Origin of the sequence: Burkholderia sp. MSMB1459WGS, assembly GCF_001534535.1 — a bacterium.
In the GTDB taxonomy this organism is placed as follows: domain Bacteria; phylum Pseudomonadota; class Gammaproteobacteria; order Burkholderiales; family Burkholderiaceae; genus Burkholderia.
Map to the genome: position 1 here is coordinate 84402 of NZ_LPMU01000072.1, position 15368 is coordinate 99769.

Consider the following 15368-nt stretch of genomic DNA (forward strand, 5'->3'; position numbering starts at 1 on the left):
CCAGCGTTTATGCGCACCAAATTAACCGTCAAGAATCCGAAGCCGGCGTCGCCGACTCGCGCCCCTGTCCGCTCCGGCAGCCTCGTCGCCCGCAAGGCGGTGCGCCCCGCTGCGCCGCCCGCCGCAGACAAGCCGGCCCGCCCGAAGAAGGTGTCTGCGGCAGCCGCCGGCGAACGCCCGTTCAAGCCGCGCGGCGCCGCAGGCGTCGAGCGCGCGGGTGCGGATCGCGCACCGGCCCAGCGTGCGCCGCGTGACGGCGGTGCCGAACGCGGCCCGCGTGCCCCGTATCGCGACAACGCGACCGGCGAAGGCGCGAAGCGCAGCTATGGCGATCGCCGCACATCGTCCGATCGCCCACCGCGCCGCAGCGACGACGCTGCACGGCCGCGTCGTGCGGGTGCCGACGAAGGCAAGCGCCCGTCCTACCGCGACAACGCAGCCGGCGAAGGCGCGAAGCGCGGCTTCGGTGATCGCCGCACGTCGTCCGATCGCCCGCCGCGCCGCAGCGACGACGATGCACGGCCGCGTCGTGCGGGTGCCGACGAAGGCAAGCGCCCGTCCTATCGCGACAAGACAGCCGGCGAAGGCGCGAAGCGCAGCTTCGGTGATCGCCGCACGTCGTCCGATCGCCCGCCGCGTCGCAGCGACGACGATGCACGGCCGCGTCGTGCGGGTGCCGACGAAGGCAAGCGCCCGTCCTATCGCGACAAGACAGCCGGCGAAGGCGCGAAACGCAGCTATGGCGATCGCCGCACGTCGTCCGATCGCCCGCCGCGTCGCAGCGACGACGATGCGCGTCCCCGCCGCACAGCAGGTACTGACGACAGCAAGCGTCCGTCCTATCGCGACAAGACAGCCGGCGAAGGCGCGAAGCGCAGCTTCGGCGACCGCCCGACCCGCCCCGCGCGCGACGGCGAGCGCCGTTCGTTCGGCGCGGTGAAGACCGCGCAACCCGTCAAGCGCGCGGCGGCCGACGTCGGCTACGGCGACGAAACGGGCTTGATGCGCCTGTCGAAGCGGATGTCCGAACTCGGCATGTGCTCGCGCCGCGAAGCCGACGAATGGATCGAAAAGGGCTGGGTGCTCGTCGACGGCGAACGCATCGACACGCTCGGCACCAAGGTGCGCGCCGACCAGAAGATCGAGATCGACGAGCGCGCGAGCGCGGCACAGGCCGCGCAAGTGACGATCCTGCTGCACAAGCCGGTCGGCTACGTGTCGGGCCAGGCGGAAGACGGCTACGAGCCGGCCGCCGTGCTGATCACGCGCGCGAACCGCTGGAGCGGCGATCATTCGCCGGTGCGGTTCTCGCCGCAGCACCTGCATGCGCTCGCACCGGCCGGCCGTCTCGACATCGACTCCACCGGCCTGCTCGTGCTGACGCAGAACGGCGTGATCGCGAAGCAGCTGATCGGCGAGCAGTCGGACATCGACAAGGAATACCTGGTGCGCGTGCGCTTCGGCGAACGACTGATCGACATCGACCAGCACTTCCCCGCGGAATCGCTCGCGAAGCTGCGCCACGGCCTCGAGCTCGACGGCGTGGCGCTGAAGCCCGCGCTGGTGAGCTGGCAGAACGGCGAGCAGTTGCGGTTCGTGCTGCGCGAAGGCAAGAAGCGCCAGATTCGCCGCATGTGCGAACTGGTCGGCCTCGACGTGATCGGCCTGAAGCGTGTGCGGATGGGCCGCGTGATGCTCGGCGCACTGCCGCAAGGCCAATGGCGCTACCTGTCCGCCGACGAGGCGTTCTGAGCTCGCGCACGTAACGTGCGCCCGCCATGAAAAAAACCCGCGCAAGCGGGTTTTTTCTTTTCCGCGGGAGCACGGCCGATCAGTCGTCGTCGGCCGGATCGAGCCCCGGGAACAACACCTCGGTAAAGCCGAAGCGCGTGAAGTCGGTAATCCGCATCGGATACAGCTTGCCGATCAGGTGATCGTATTCGTGCTGGACCACGCGCGCGTGGAACCCCTCGGCAACACGATCGATCTTCTCGCCGAACTGGTCGAAGCCGCTGTAGCGCACCTTCGCGTAGCGACTGACGACGCCGCGCATGCCCGGCACCGATAGGCAGCCTTCCCAGCCCTCTTCCATGTCCGGCGGCATGTACTCGATCTTCGGGTTGATCAGCACGGTCTCGGGCACCGGCGGCGCATCCGGGTAGCGGTTGTTGTTGCCGAAGCCGAAGATGATGATCTGCAGCCCGATGCCGATCTGCGGCGCGGCCAGCCCGGCGCCGTTCGCATGGTGCATCGTCTCGAACATGTCCGCGACGATCTCGTGCAGTTCGGCCGTATCGAACCGCTCGACCGGCTGGGCGATTTCGAGCAGGCGCGGATCGCCCATCTTCAGGATCTCGCGAATCATGGCGTATTGCCCTCCAGGAGTTGGTGCAGACCGTCTTCGTCCAGCACGGGGATGCCGAGTTCCTCGGCCTTCGCGAGCTTGCTGCCGGCTTCGGCGCCCGCGACCACGTAGTCCGTCTTCTTCGATACCGAACCGGCCACCTTGGCGCCCGCCGCTTCGAGCATCTCCTTCGCCGCATCGCGCGTGAGATTCGGCAGCGTGCCCGTCAGCACGACGGTCTTGCCGGCGAGCACGCCCTGCGGCGCCTTCGGCGCGGGCGGCCCTTCCGGCCACGTGACCTTGCCCGGTGCGCGCAACTGCTCGATCACGGTCCGGTTGTGCTCCTCCGCGAAGAACTGGTGGAGCGACTCGGCGACGATCGGCCCGACGTCGTTGACTTCGAGCAGTTCCTCGATCGAGGCGTCCATGATCGGCGTCAGCGAGCCGAAATGCTTCGCGAGATCCTTCGCGGTCGATTCGCCGACATGGCGGATGCCGAGCCCGTAGATGAAGCGCGCGAGCGTCGTATGCTTCGCCTTCTCGAGCGAGTCGAGCAGATTCTGCGCGGACTTCTCCGCGAACCGGTCGAGTTCGGCCAGCGTCGCGAAGCCGAGATTGAACAGGTCTGCCGGCGTACGTACCAGATTCAGCTCGACGAGCTGGTCGATGATCTTCTCGCCGAGGCCGTCGATATCGAGCGCGCGGCGCTGCGCGAAATGCCACAGCGCCTGCTTGCGCTGCGCCGGGCAGAACAGCCCGCCCGTGCAGCGCGCGATCGCCTCGTCCGGCAGGCGCTCGATCTTCGAGCCGCACACCGGGCATTCGGTCGGCATCACGAATTCGGCCGCATCCGCCGGGCGCCGGTCGAGCAGCGCGCCGACGACTTCCGGAATCACGTCGCCCGCGCGGCGCACGATCACAGTGTCGCCGATCCGGATGTCCTTGCGGCGCACTTCGTCCTCGTTGTGCAGCGTCGCGTTGGTCACGGTCGCGCCGCCGACGAACACCGGCTCGAGACGCGCGACCGGCGTGATCGCGCCAGTACGGCCGACCTGCACGTCGATCGCGACGAGCTTCGTCAGCGCTTCTTGCGCGGGAAACTTGTGGGCGAGCGCGAAGCGCGGCGCACGCGACACGAAGCCGAGGCGCTCCTGCTCGTCGCGCCGGTTGACCTTGTAGACGACGCCGTCGATGTCGTACGGCAGCGCATCGCGCTTCTCGCCGACCTTGCGGAAGAACCCGAGCAGGCCATCGGCGCCGTGCACGACCGCGCGCTCGCGGTTCACCGGCAGGCCGAACGCCTCGTACCAGTCGAGCAGCGCGCTGTGCGTGTCGGGCATCGGCATGCCGTCGAGCACGCCGATCCCATATGCGAAGAATGACAGCGGACGCTGCGCGGTGATCTTCGGGTCGAGCTGGCGCAGGCTGCCCGCCGCCGCGTTGCGCGGGTTCGCGAATTCGCGCTGCCCGGCCGCGCGTTGACGTTCGTTCAGGCGTGCGAAATCGCGCTTGAACATCAGCACCTCGCCGCGCACGTCGAGCACGGCCGGCACGTGCTTGCCCTTCAGTTTCAGCGGAATCGAGCGGATCGTGCGCACGTTCTCGGTCACGTCCTCGCCCGTCGTCCCGTCGCCGCGCGTCGATGCCTGCACGAACACGCCGCGCTCGTAGCGCAGCGAAATCGCGAGGCCGTCGAACTTCAGTTCGCACGCGTATTCGACGGGGTCCGTCACCGAGCCGGCGAGATCGGTCGTCTTGGCCAGCGCGTCGGCGACGCGCTTGTCGAACGCGACGATGTCCTCGTCGGCGAAGCCGTTGTTCAGCGACAGCATCGGCGCATCGTGGACGACCGGCGTGAAGCCGCCGGCCGCTTCGCCGCCGACGCGCTGCGTCGGCGAATCGGGCGTCACGAGTTCGGGATGGTCGGTTTCGAGCTGCTGCAGCTCACGGAACAGCCGATCGTATTCGGCGTCCGGCAGATCCGGCTGGTCGAGCACGTAATAGGCGTAGTTCGCCCGCTCGAGTTGGTCGCGCAGCCACGCGGCGCGCGCGTCGGGCTGGCTGGCTGGCGGTTCGGCTTGGGTTCGGGCCATGCTGGCGGCAGATTCGTTCTGAAAAAATCGGATACCCGATTATCTCAGTTTGACGCCGCGGCGGGGCGCGCAATGCGGGCCTGATGACGTGCTGCGGCGTACACGAAACGGTGTGCGCCGCAGCGGCGAACGACGGCGCCGCCGACCGCCGTCCGCGCCGTCGCGTTACTGGCTGAAGAGGCGCCGCGTGACCGGCGAACCGGCCGGGATGCCGGCTTCCTCGAGCTTCGCGTACAGCTTCATCAGTTGCTGCTCGATCGCGAGCAGCGTCGACTCCGGCAGCGGCCGGCGCGAATCGTCGACGACGCGTGCGCCGATCCGCTCGGACAGCGATTTCGCGTAATCGCACATCAGCCGGAACGGCAGGATGTCCTCTTCGGCCACCGGCACGTCGAGCACCAGCGTGATCATGTTGCCGCCCTTGTACGTCAGGTCGTCGCGCAGGAAGTTCGTATCGCCGAACTGCAGCATGAACACCGGGTTCTGCTTCGCGTCGAGCTTCACGAAGCGCGTGCCGTCGCGCGACAGCAGCAGCCCGTCCTGGGAAGCGACCGCCTGCACGTAGTTCGCGGACCACGGCGCGCCGTCCGACATCACGTTGATCGACAGCTGTGCATCGCATTGCGCGGCAAACGCGTCGAGCTCGCGCGCCATCGCGACCGTTTCCATCATGTCCGGGAATTCCGGCGCGCCGTCGATCGCGTCGGCGAACTGCTGGACGCCCGTCACGAATTCGGAGAATTCGAGCTCGTTCAGCGCGCCGCTGCGGTTCGCGAGCTGCGCGGCCGCGCGCAGCTCTTCATAGCGCACGCCGTTCTGCAACAGCTCCCACTGGCCGCCTTCCGGCTTGCCTTCAATATGCACGGGCTTGCTGCCCGCACGGCGCAGCCGCTGCGCGGCCGGCAGGATCTTGTCGCCCGGCAGCGGACCGGTGAGGCGGATCGGTACGATGCAGTCGATCCGGCGGTCGACGATCGCGGGCGGCGCCGACGAGACCGTCGTCGCGGCCGGCATCACCGGTTCGGTCGGCTCGGCCGATTCGGCCGCCGCTTCGCGTGCGGCGGCGGGCACGGCTTCTTCACCGGCAGCCGGTTCGGTCGGTTCGGACGACGTGTCGACGCCCGTCGCCTCGGCCTGCAGGTCGGCCGGCATATCGGCCGGCGCCGCACCGCCGGCGGCCCCGCCGAACGTCGGCTCGACGCGCGCGGCGTCGGCCGCAGTCGCCGTCGCGGTCGGTACCGCGGGTTCGCGACGCACCGGCTGACGCACCGGCTCGATGAACGGCAACTCTTCGTCGCGCTCCGGGCGGTTCATCGCCTCGGTCGCTTCCTCCGGCATCGGACGCGGCATCCTGCGCCGCACCTTCGCGCCCTGCCATGCGTTGTAGACCACGACGCCGCCCACCACGACGGCGCCCGCGCCGATCAAACCGAGTGTCAACTCGTCCATGCACGCTCCATCAGCAATTCTTTTTCGTCGGGACCGCGAACGGGCGCCCATGCGCCGCGCGAACGCGGTCCGGTTTCGTCAAACGTCAATTCTGGGCAAAACCCGCGGCGGTTTCCATGTCCACCGCAACGATCCGCGACACGCCCTGCTCCTGCATCGTCACGCCGATCAGTTGCTGCGCCATTTCCATCGCGATCTTGTTGTGCGAGATGAACAGGAACTGCGTCTTGTCGGACATCGCGCGCACGAGATTCGCGAAACGCTCGGTGTTCGCGTCGTCCAGCGGCGCGTCGACCTCGTCGAGCAGACAGAACGGCGCCGGGTTCAGCTGGAACATCGCGAACACCAGCGCGGTCGCGGTCAACGCCTTCTCGCCGCCCGACAACAGGTGAATCGTCGCGTTCTTCTTGCCGGGCGGCTGCGCCATCACCTGCACGCCGGCATCGAGAATTTCGTCGCCCGTCATGATCAGCTTCGCCTGGCCGCCGCCGAACAGGCGCGGGAACAGGTCGCTGAAATGACGGTTGACCTCGTCGAAGGTGCCCTGCAGCAGCGTGCGGGTTTCCTGGTCGATCTTGTGGATCGCATCCTCGAGCGTCGTGATCGCGTCGATCAGGTCGGCCGATTGCGCATCGAGGAACACCTTGCGCTCGCTCGCGGCCTTCAGCTCGTCGAGCGCGGCCATGTTGACCGGGCCGAGCGCATTGATCGCGTTGTTCAGGCGCGTGACTTCGCCCTGCAGGTACGACGGCTTCAGATCCGGCGTCAGCTTCGCGGCCAGCGCGGCCTCGTCGACCTCGGCGGCCGCGAGCTGCTCGGCGAACTGCTCGACGGACAGGCGCGCAGCCTGCTCCTTCAGCTGCAGCTCGGTGATGCGGTCGCGCAGCGGCTGCAGCGAACGCTCGGCGACGAGCCGCTGCTCGTCCGACGCGCGCAGCTTCGCGGTCAGGTCGTCGAGCTCGATCCGCGCGGCCTGCAGCGCCTCTTCCTTCACCGCGCGAATCTCGAGCGCGTCCTGCAGGCCGGTGTGCGCGGTCTGCTCGTTGATCGTCTCGAGTTCGGCGCGCGCGTCTTCCAGCGACGCGGCGACGCGCTCGCTCTGCTCGTGCGCCACCTGGATCGTGCGCTTGAGCTCGTCGATCCGCGTCACCGCGTTGCGTGCGGCGAAGCGCGCGTCGTTGGCGCCGCGCTCCAGGTCGCGCGCTTCCTGACGCGCCTGCGTCAGCGATTCGTCGAGCGACTCGAACGCGAGCTGATTGTCCTCGAAGCGGGCCTGCAGTTCCGCGAGCTCGCCGTCGAAGCGCTCGAAATTCGCTTCCGACTCCGCGCGCAGCGCACGCTGCTCCTCGATCTGCGCGCCGATTTCCTCGAGTTCCTCGCGGATCTGTGTGCTGCGCTGCGTATAGCGTTCGTGCGCCTGTGCGAGCTTCAGCACGTCCATCTGCAGCGCATGCACGCGCTGCGTCGCACGTTCGGCCTGCGCGCGCACGTCGCCGAGCGCCTGCGTGGCCTGGGTGTGCGCGGCTTCCGCACGCACGGCAGCCGTGCGCGCCTCGTCGGCGAGCAGCGCCTGCGCACGCACCTGGCGCGCCAGGTTTTCGATTTCCTGCTGGCGGGCCAGCATCCCGGCCTGCTCCGAATCGGCGGCGTACAACTGCACGCCGACGCGCGTGACGATATGGCCGGCCTTGACGACGAACGCACCGCCTGCCGGCAGCTGCGTGCGCGTCGCGAGCGCCTGCGCGACGTCGTCGGCGACATAGACGTTGCCGAGCCAGTCGTTCAGCACCGCGCGGATGCCCGCGTCGTCGATGCGCACGAGCGACAGCACCGGCCGCAGCCCGGCCACCGCGGCGGGCGGCTCGCCGGCCGCGGGCGGCGCGTAGAACGCGAGCTTCGCGGGCGGCGCGTCGGTCGCGAATGCCTTCACCCAGTCGAGATTCGATACTTCGAGCGCGGCGAGACGCTCGCGCAGCACGGCCTCGAGCGCCGCTTCCCAGCCAGCCTCGACGTGCAGCTTCTTCCACAGACGCGGCAGCGCGCCGAGCTCGTGCTTGTCGAGCCACGGCTGGATCTTGCCTTCGGTCTGCACGTTCTCCTGCAGCTGCTTGAGTGCGGCGAGCCGCGCCTCGAGCTGGTGGATCTGCGCGCTTTCGGCCTGCACGCGCTCCTGCGCGGCACGGCGCTCGCCGTCGAGGCGCGGCAGCGCCTCCTGCGCATCGCTCAGACGTGCCTGCGCTTGCGCGAGGATCTCTTCCTGCTCGGCGAGCTGCATGCGCAACTCCTCGAGCTGCGCTTCATCGGGCGCATCCAGCCCGCCCGCCTCCGCCTTCAGGCGCTCGTGGCGCTGCTGAAGCTGCTGGAGCTGCTGGTCGGCGTTGCGCTGGTGCGCGGCTTCGAGCTTCAGCGACTGCTCGGTCTGCGCGATCCGCGCGCGCTCGTCGTTGAGCTGCGCCTGCGCGTCGCGCCACTTCGCTTCGAGCGCCGGCAGCGCATCGTGCTTCGCGGCCGCGTTGTCTTCGGCGAGCGCGGCCTTCTCGTCAGCCATCGCGCGCGCCTCTTCGGCCTCCTCGAGCTCGTCCTGCGACTTCTCGGCCTGCGCGCGCCACTGCTCGCGCTGTGCGTTCAGCGCGGCGATCTGCGCCTGCACGCGATTGCGCGATTCGACGATGAACTTGATCTCGGCTTCGAGGCGGCTCACCTCGGCGTTCGCCTCGTAGAGCGCGCCCTGCGCGCCCTGCATCGCGTCGCTCGCCGAGTAGTGCGCGACGCGCAGCGTCTCGAGCTGCGCCTCGACTTCGCGCAGCTTCGCCGTCTGCGCTTCGAGGTCGATCTGCGCCTGCTCGATCGCACGCTGCTGCTTCTGCTGCTCGCCGGCGGCCTCATTCTTGCGCAGCAGCCACAGCAGGCGCTGCTTCTCCTCGCCGTCGGCGACGAGTTCCTTGTACTTGGTCGCGACCACCGCCTGCGCCTCGAGCTTCTCGAGGTTCGCGCCGAGTTCGCGCACGATGTCCTCGACGCGCGTCAGGTTCTCGCGCGTGTCGTGCAGACGGTTCTCGGTTTCGCGGCGGCGTTCCTTGTACTTCGACACGCCGGCGGCTTCCTCGAGGAACACGCGCAGCTCTTCCGGCTTCGCCTCGATGATCCGCGCGATCATGCCCTGCCCGATGATCGCGTACGCACGCGGCCCGAGGCCGGTGCCGAGGAAGATGTCCTGGATGTCGCGGCGGCGCGCCGGCAGGTTGTTGATGTAGTAGCTCGACGTGCCGTCGCGCGTCAGCACGCGCTTGACGGCGATCTCGCCGTACTGGCCCCACTGCCCGGCCGCGCGGCCGTCGGAGTTGTCGAAGATCAGTTCGACGCTGGCCCGGCTGCCGGGCTTGCGGGCGGTCGAACCGTTGAAGATCACGTCCTGCATCGATTCGCCGCGCAGCTCGGACGCGCGCGACTCACCGAGCACCCAGCGCACGGCATCGATGATGTTGGATTTGCCGCATCCGTTCGGGCCGACCACGCCGACGAGCTGGCCCGGAACCTGGAAATGCGTGGGATCGACGAAGGATTTGAAGCCAGCGAGTTTGATCGAGCTCAGACGCACGGCGGTATCGGATGTGAAGAAGGTGTGAAACGGACGGGGCCGCACGGCGCGGGGCCGGAGAGCCCCTGCGCGCCACGCGCCCCGGAATTCAAAAACGGGGCCGCGCGCATCCAGCGTTGGGCCCCGCAAACGGCTTCCATCATACCATCGCGCGTGCGCCGTCCCGACCGTCGCCGGGTTTGTCCGGTGCCGGCTCGGCACGATGGACCCGGCTCGACAGCAGCGTCGCCAGCACGATGCACGCGCCGCCCGCCCACTCGCGCGCGCTCGGCAGCTCGTTCGCGAACACCCACGCCGACAGCGCGGTGATCACGATCTCGAACAGCATGATGATCGACGCACGGTTCGCCGGCACGCGCGCGAGGCCGTACTGGACGAGCAGGTTGTTCGACGCCATCGTCACGCCGATCGCCGCGACGATCAGCGCGGCGACGCCCAACTGACCGCTCGCCGGCGCGGCCGGCAACCCTTCGAACAGCGACGCGATCGCGCCGAACACGGCCGCGCCGCCGAACAGCGTCGCGGTGCGCATTTCGGCGCGCATGTCGGGCAGCTCGCGGCTCGCCTTGATCACCAGCACGTTGCTCATCGCGAAGCTCAGCCCGGCCGCGAGGCCCGCCCATTCGGCCGGGTTGGCCGGCAGCGGCAAGCCGAGCGCCGGCGACCACAGCATCAGCATCGCACCGCCGATCGACAGCGCGGCCAGCCCTGCGCCCGCCCAGGTCAGCCGCTCGCGCAGCAGGAAGTGCGCGTAGATCGCGGTCCAGGCCGGCGTCAGGTAGAACAGCAGCATCACGCGCAGCACCTCGCCGTGGATCGTGCCCCATACGAACCCGAGGTTCGTCACGCCGGCCGTCACCGCGATGCCCGGCAGCACCCAGTGCCAGCGCAGCGTCGCGATCGTGCGGTGCCGCGCGACGATCACGAACAGGAACGCGACGAGGCTCGTCAGCGCGCTCGCGAGCGTGCCCGTCACGCCGAGCGATGCGAGGATCCGCAGCGGATACCAGATCAGGCCCCATACCGACGCGCCGATCAGGATGGCCAGCGTCGGCAGGCTGCCGCGTACCGCGTTGTTCATTTGGTTCGATACCCTTTATTCGACCGGCACGGCCGCCGCGCCGGCAGGCCGTGACCGCATTTCGTCACGTTATAATCGTCCGCTGCGACCCGCGCGCCCGCCGCGCCCGTTCGCAGCCGCGCGGCGCGCCCGCCGCTTCTTTCGCTCCAACCGGCCGCGATGGCCGCTTCGCCCGTGAACCCTCGACTCGACTCGCTTCAGCCCTATCCCTTCGAAAAGCTGCGCGCCCTGTTCAAGGACGTGACGCCTTCCGGCGACCTCAAACCGATCAGCTTCGGCATCGGCGAGCCCAAACACGCGACGCCGGCGCTGATCCGCGACGCCGTGGTGGCCGCGCTCGACGGCCTCGCGTCGTACCCGGCCACGGCCGGCTCCGACGCGCTGCGCACGTCGATCGCGCACTGGCTCGAGCGCCGCTACGGGCTGCCGGCGATCGATCCGGCCACGCAGGTGCTGCCGGTGTCGGGCTCGCGCGAGGCGCTGTTCTCGCTCGCGCAGACCGTGATCGACGCACGGCCGTCCGCGCACGGCGAGAAGGCGATCGTACTCTGTCCGAATCCCTTCTATCAAATTTACGAAGGCGCGGCCCTCCTGGCCGGTGCCGAACCCTATTTCGCGAACAGCGACCCGGCGCGCAACTTCGCGTGCGACTATGCGGCCGTGCCCGACGAAGTGTGGGCGCGTACGCAGCTCCTGTACGTGTGCTCGCCCGGCAACCCGACGGGCGCCGTGCTGACGCTCGACGACTGGCGCGAGCTGTTCGCGCTGTCGGACCGCCACGGTTTCGTGATCGCGTCCGACGAGTGCTATTCGGAAATCTATTTCGACGAAGCGGCGCCTCCGCTCGGCGGCCTCGAGGCCGCGCACCGACTCGGCCGCGGCTTCGAGCGGCTCGTGATGCTGTCGAGCCTGTCGAAGCGCTCGAACGTGCCGGGCATGCGCTCGGGCTTCGTCGCAGGCGACGCCGCGCTGCTGAAGAAATTCCTGCTGTACCGCACGTACCACGGCGCCGCGCTGTCGCCGGTCTGGCAGCACGCGAGCATCGCCGCGTGGAACGACGAGGCGCACGTGCGCGAGAATCGCGCGATGTACGTGCAGAAGTTCGATACGGTCACGCCGATGCTCGCCGACGTGATCGACGTGAAACTGCCCGACGCCGCGTTCTACCTGTGGGCCGACGTGTCGCGCACCGGCCTGTCGGACACCGAGTTCGCCCGCCGCCTGTACGCCGACTATAATGTGACGGTTCTGCCCGGCTCGTACCTGGCGCGCGATGCGCACGGCACCAACCCGGGCCGCGATTTCATCCGGATCGCGCTCGTCGCGGGCACCCCCGAATGCGTCGAGGGCGCGCAACGCATCGTCGATTTCTGCCGCGCTCTCGCGCGGTAATCGTCCATCCCGATCAATTCCATCCATCTCCTGCGAAAACGAACATGTCGCAACAACTTCAGCAAATCATCGATACCGCCTGGGAAAACCGCGCCGAGCTGTCGCCGAAGGCCGCGCCCGCCGACGTCCGCGAAGCCGTCGCTCACGCGATCGAGCAGCTCGACCGCGGCGCACTGCGCGTCGCCGAGAAAATCGACGGCAACTGGACCGTGCACCAGTGGCTGAAGAAGGCCGTGCTGCTGTCGTTCCGCCTGGAGGACAACGCGCCGATGCCGGCCGGCGGCTATTCGCAGTTCTACGACAAGGTGCCGTCGAAGTTCGCGAACTACACGGCCGAAGACTTCGCCGCGGGCGGCTTCCGCGTCGTCCCGCCGGCCATCGCGCGCCGCGGCTCGTTCATCGCGAAGAACGTCGTGCTGATGCCGTCGTACACCAACATCGGCGCCTACGTCGACGAAGGCACGATGGTCGACACGTGGGCGACGGTCGGTTCGTGCGCGCAGATCGGCAAGAACGTGCACCTGTCGGGCGGCGTCGGCATCGGCGGCGTGCTCGAGCCGCTGCAGGCGAACCCGGTCATCATCGAAGACAACTGCTTCATCGGCGCGCGCTCGGAAGTCGTCGAAGGCGTGATCGTCGAGGAAAACTCGGTGATCTCGATGGGCGTGTACCTCGGCCAGAGCACGAAGATCTACGACCGCGAGACGGGCGAAGTGAGCTACGGCCGCATCCCGGCCGGCTCGGTCGTCGTCGCAGGCAACCTGCCGTCGAAGGACGGCTCGCACAGCCTGTACTGCGCGGTGATCGTGAAGAAGGTCGACGCGAAGACGCGTGCGAAGGTCGGCCTGAACGAGCTGCTGCGAGGCGACTGATGGCAAAGCCGCACACCGTGGTCGTCTACGGCATTCCGAACTGCGACACCGTGAAGAAGGCCCGTGTGTGGCTCGACGATCACGGCGTCGAATTCGAGTTCCACGATTTCAAGAAGCTCGGCGTCAGCGCGCCGCTGATCGAAGACTGGCTGAAGGACGTGTCGCTCGACGCGCTCGTGAACAAGCGCGGCACCACGTGGCGCGGCCTGGACGACGCGATGAAGGCCGCCGCCGAAACGAAGACCGGCGCGGTCGCGCTGATGATCCACAAGCCGTCGGTCATCAAACGCCCCGTGCTCGTCGTCAACGGTCGCGTGAAATCGCTCGGCTTCGTGGCCGATCAATACGCGGCGCTGTTTGCCGCATAAGGCCGCCCGCGCGGCGCCTGCAGGCGCCGCCCGACGCCCTGTCGCTGCCGGCCACCGCGCCGGCATTTTTTATCGAAAGTGGTCCGAACCATGTCCGCCACCCTAGCCCTTACCGAACAACTGATCGCCCGCGCGTCCGTGACGCCCGACGACCAGCATTGCCAGCAGATCATGACCGAGCGCCTCGCCGCGCTCGGCTTCGAATGCGAGACCATCGCGTCGCACGGCGTGACCAACCTGTGGGCCGTCAAGCGCGGCACCGACGGCCGCGACGGCAAGCTGCTCGCATTCGCGGGCCACACCGATGTCGTGCCGACCGGCCCGCTCGAACAGTGGACCTCGCCGCCGTTCATCCCCGCCCATCGCGACGGCAAGCTGTACGGCCGCGGCGCGGCCGACATGAAGACGTCGCTCGCGGCGTTCGTCGTCGCATCCGAGGAATTCGTCGCGGCCCATCCCGGCCACCGCGGCGCGATCGCGTTCCTGATCACGAGCGACGAGGAAGGGCCGGCCACCGACGGCACCGTGAAGGTCGTCGAACTGCTGCAGGCACGCGGCGAGCGGCTCGACTACTGCATCGTCGGCGAGCCGACGTCGAGCGCCGAGCTCGGCGACGTCGTCAAGAACGGCCGCCGCGGATCGATGTCCGGCGAACTCGTCGTCAAGGGCGTGCAAGGCCACATCGCATATCCGCACCTCGCGAAGAACCCGATCCACCTGCTCGCGCCGGCACTCGCCGAGCTCGCGGCCGAACAGTGGGATGAAGGCAACGAATACTTCCCGCAGACCACCTGGCAGGTGTCGAACCTGCATGCCGGCACCGGCGCGACCAACGTGATCCCCGGCCACGCCGACCTGCTGTTCAACTTCCGCTTCTCGACCGCGAGCACGGTCGAGGGCCTGCAGGCCCGCGTGCACGCGATCCTCGACAAGCACGGCCTCGAATACACGCTGAAGTGGTCGGTGAGCGGCCTGCCGTTCCTCACGCCGCGCGGCGAACTGTCGGGCGCGCTGGAAAACGCGATCCGCGCCGAGACCGGCATCACGACCGAGCTGTCGACGACGGGCGGCACGTCGGACGGCCGCTTCATCGCGCGCATCTGCCCGCAGGTGATCGAGTTCGGCCCGCCGAACGGCAGCATCCACAAGATCGACGAGCACATCGAGGTGCGCTTCGTCGACCCGCTGAAGAACGTGTACCGACGCGTGCTCGAACAACTGATCGCCTGACGGAGCCTCGCATGACGACACCTTTCGCCACAATTCGCGACCTGCTGCGCTACGCGGTCACGCGCTTCTCGAAAGCGAAGCTCGCGTTCGGCCACGGCTCCGACAACGCGTACGACGAAGCGGCCTACCTCGTGCTGCATACGCTCGACCTGCCGCTCGACACGCTCGAGCCGTTCCTCGACGCGCGCCTGCTGCCCGACGAAATCGCGGCCGTGCTCGCGGTAATCGAACGACGCGCGACCGACCGCGTGCCGGCCGCCTATCTCACGCATGAAGCGTGGATGCACGGCCACCGTTTCTACGTCGACGAACGCGTGATCGTGCCGCGCTCGTTCATCGGCGAGCTGCTCGACGACGGACTGCAGCCGTACGTCGCCGATCCCGAGCAGGTCGGCGCGGTGCTCGAACTGTGCACCGGCTCCGGCTGCCTCGCGATCCTCGCGGCGAGCGCGTTCCCGAACGCCGAGATCGACGCGGTCGACCTGTCGGACAAGGCGCTCGAAGTCGCGGAGATCAACGTGCGCGACTACGGTCTGGAAGACCGCATCGGGCTGCACCGCGGCGACCTCTACGCCCCGCTGCCCGCGTTCCGCACCGATCCCGACTCGCGCTACGACGTGATCCTGACGAATCCGCCGTACGTGAACGCCGCGTCGATGGCCGCGCTACCGCCCGAATACCGGCACGAGCCGGAGATGGCGCTCGCCGGCGGCGACGACGGGATGGACATCGTGCGGCGCATCGTCGCCGAAGCGCACCGCTGGCTGCATGACGACGGCGTGCTCGTCGTCGAGATCGGCAACGAGCGCGAGCACGTCGAAGCGGCGTTCGGCGGCCTCGAGCTCACGTGGCTGCCCACCAGCGCGGGCGACGACGCCGTGTTCCTGATCCAGGCGTCGGACCTGCCGCGCAAGGCCTGAGCGTTTCCGGACCGCCCGCCG

The 15368-nt window shown here is 68.6% G+C and carries 11 protein-coding genes; 6 read left to right on the forward strand and 5 right to left on the reverse strand.

Going from position 1 to position 15368, the window contains the following annotated elements; genetic code table 11:
* Positions 1 to 9 precede the first annotated feature (9 nt).
* Positions 10 to 1752, forward strand: a complete 1743-nt coding sequence (locus tag WT97_RS33705) for a pseudouridine synthase (protein WP_082751499.1) — start codon at positions 10 to 12, stop codon at positions 1750 to 1752.
* Positions 1753 to 1831: 79 nt separating this feature from the next.
* Here WT97_RS33705 and def read toward each other — a convergent pair whose 3' ends face one another.
* From def to WT97_RS28575, 5 genes are all read right to left on the reverse strand, one after another.
* Complete coding sequence (def, locus tag WT97_RS28555) at positions 1832 to 2365, reverse strand: peptide deformylase (RefSeq protein ID WP_034207668.1); 534 nt, start codon at positions 2363 to 2365, stop codon at positions 1832 to 1834.
* Complete coding sequence (gene ligA, locus WT97_RS28560; RefSeq protein ID WP_059505897.1) at positions 2362 to 4437, reverse strand: NAD-dependent DNA ligase LigA; 2076 nt, start codon at positions 4435 to 4437, stop codon at positions 2362 to 2364. The genes def and ligA overlap by 4 nt, the downstream gene beginning before the upstream one ends.
* 165 nt (positions 4438 to 4602) lie before the next feature.
* Positions 4603 to 5886: a cell division protein ZipA C-terminal FtsZ-binding domain-containing protein gene (locus WT97_RS28565; protein ID WP_060354850.1), complete on the reverse strand. Its 1284-nt coding sequence runs from the start codon at positions 5884 to 5886 to the stop codon at positions 4603 to 4605.
* A gap of 85 nt (positions 5887 to 5971) precedes the next feature.
* Entirely contained in the window at positions 5972 to 9484 is a 3513-nt protein-coding gene (gene smc, locus WT97_RS28570) for a chromosome segregation protein SMC (RefSeq protein ID WP_060354851.1), read from the reverse strand.
* Between the two features lie 139 nt (positions 9485 to 9623).
* Positions 9624 to 10565 (reverse strand): DMT family transporter, encoded by a 942-nt coding sequence (locus WT97_RS28575; protein ID WP_060354852.1) that lies wholly within the window; start codon positions 10563 to 10565, stop codon positions 9624 to 9626.
* Between the two features lie 159 nt (positions 10566 to 10724).
* Between WT97_RS28575 and dapC the strand changes: the two genes are divergently transcribed.
* The 5 genes from dapC (at position 10725) to prmB (ending at position 15347) form a co-directional block, all read left to right on the forward strand.
* Positions 10725 to 11957, forward strand: coding sequence for a succinyldiaminopimelate transaminase (gene dapC / locus WT97_RS28580; RefSeq protein WP_059505886.1), 1233 nt, complete (start codon positions 10725 to 10727; stop codon positions 11955 to 11957).
* Between the two features lie 44 nt (positions 11958 to 12001).
* Positions 12002 to 12829, forward strand: a complete 828-nt coding sequence (gene dapD / locus WT97_RS28585) for a 2,3,4,5-tetrahydropyridine-2,6-dicarboxylate N-succinyltransferase (protein WP_006759623.1) — start codon at positions 12002 to 12004, stop codon at positions 12827 to 12829.
* The gene (locus WT97_RS28590; protein ID WP_006478478.1) at positions 12829 to 13197 is read left to right on the forward strand and encodes an ArsC family reductase; all 369 of its coding nucleotides are present in this window, start codon (positions 12829 to 12831) and stop codon (positions 13195 to 13197) included. The genes dapD and WT97_RS28590 overlap by 1 nt, the downstream gene beginning before the upstream one ends.
* A 90-nt stretch (positions 13198 to 13287) precedes the next feature.
* Positions 13288 to 14427: a succinyl-diaminopimelate desuccinylase gene (gene dapE, locus WT97_RS28595; protein WP_060354853.1), complete on the forward strand. Its 1140-nt coding sequence runs from the start codon at positions 13288 to 13290 to the stop codon at positions 14425 to 14427.
* A gap of 11 nt (positions 14428 to 14438) precedes the next feature.
* Entirely contained in the window at positions 14439 to 15347 is a 909-nt protein-coding gene (gene prmB, locus WT97_RS28600; RefSeq protein ID WP_059780841.1) for a 50S ribosomal protein L3 N(5)-glutamine methyltransferase, read from the forward strand.
* Positions 15348 to 15368: the final 21 nt, after the last annotated feature.

What these genes read in the sequence shown, in the direction of transcription:
- WT97_RS33705 (WP_082751499.1), top strand. Translation starts at nt 10, where the DNA reads ATGCGCACCAAATTAACCGTCAAGAATCCGAAGCCGGCGTCGCCGACT.
- def (WP_034207668.1), bottom strand. Translation starts at nt 2,365, where the DNA reads ATGATTCGCGAGATCCTGAAGATGGGCGATCCGCGCCTGCTCGAAATC.
- ligA (WP_059505897.1), bottom strand. Translation starts at nt 4,437, where the DNA reads ATGGCCCGAACCCAAGCCGAACCGCCAGCCAGCCAGCCCGACGCGCGC.
- WT97_RS28565 (WP_060354850.1), bottom strand. Translation starts at nt 5,886, where the DNA reads ATGGACGAGTTGACACTCGGTTTGATCGGCGCGGGCGCCGTCGTGGTG.
- WT97_RS28575 (WP_060354852.1), bottom strand. Translation starts at nt 10,565, where the DNA reads ATGAACAACGCGGTACGCGGCAGCCTGCCGACGCTGGCCATCCTGATC.
- dapC (WP_059505886.1), top strand. Translation starts at nt 10,725, where the DNA reads ATGGCCGCTTCGCCCGTGAACCCTCGACTCGACTCGCTTCAGCCCTAT.
- dapD (WP_006759623.1), top strand. Translation starts at nt 12,002, where the DNA reads ATGTCGCAACAACTTCAGCAAATCATCGATACCGCCTGGGAAAACCGC.
- WT97_RS28590 (WP_006478478.1), top strand. Translation starts at nt 12,829, where the DNA reads ATGGCAAAGCCGCACACCGTGGTCGTCTACGGCATTCCGAACTGCGAC.
- dapE (WP_060354853.1), top strand. Translation starts at nt 13,288, where the DNA reads ATGTCCGCCACCCTAGCCCTTACCGAACAACTGATCGCCCGCGCGTCC.
- prmB (WP_059780841.1), top strand. Translation starts at nt 14,439, where the DNA reads ATGACGACACCTTTCGCCACAATTCGCGACCTGCTGCGCTACGCGGTC.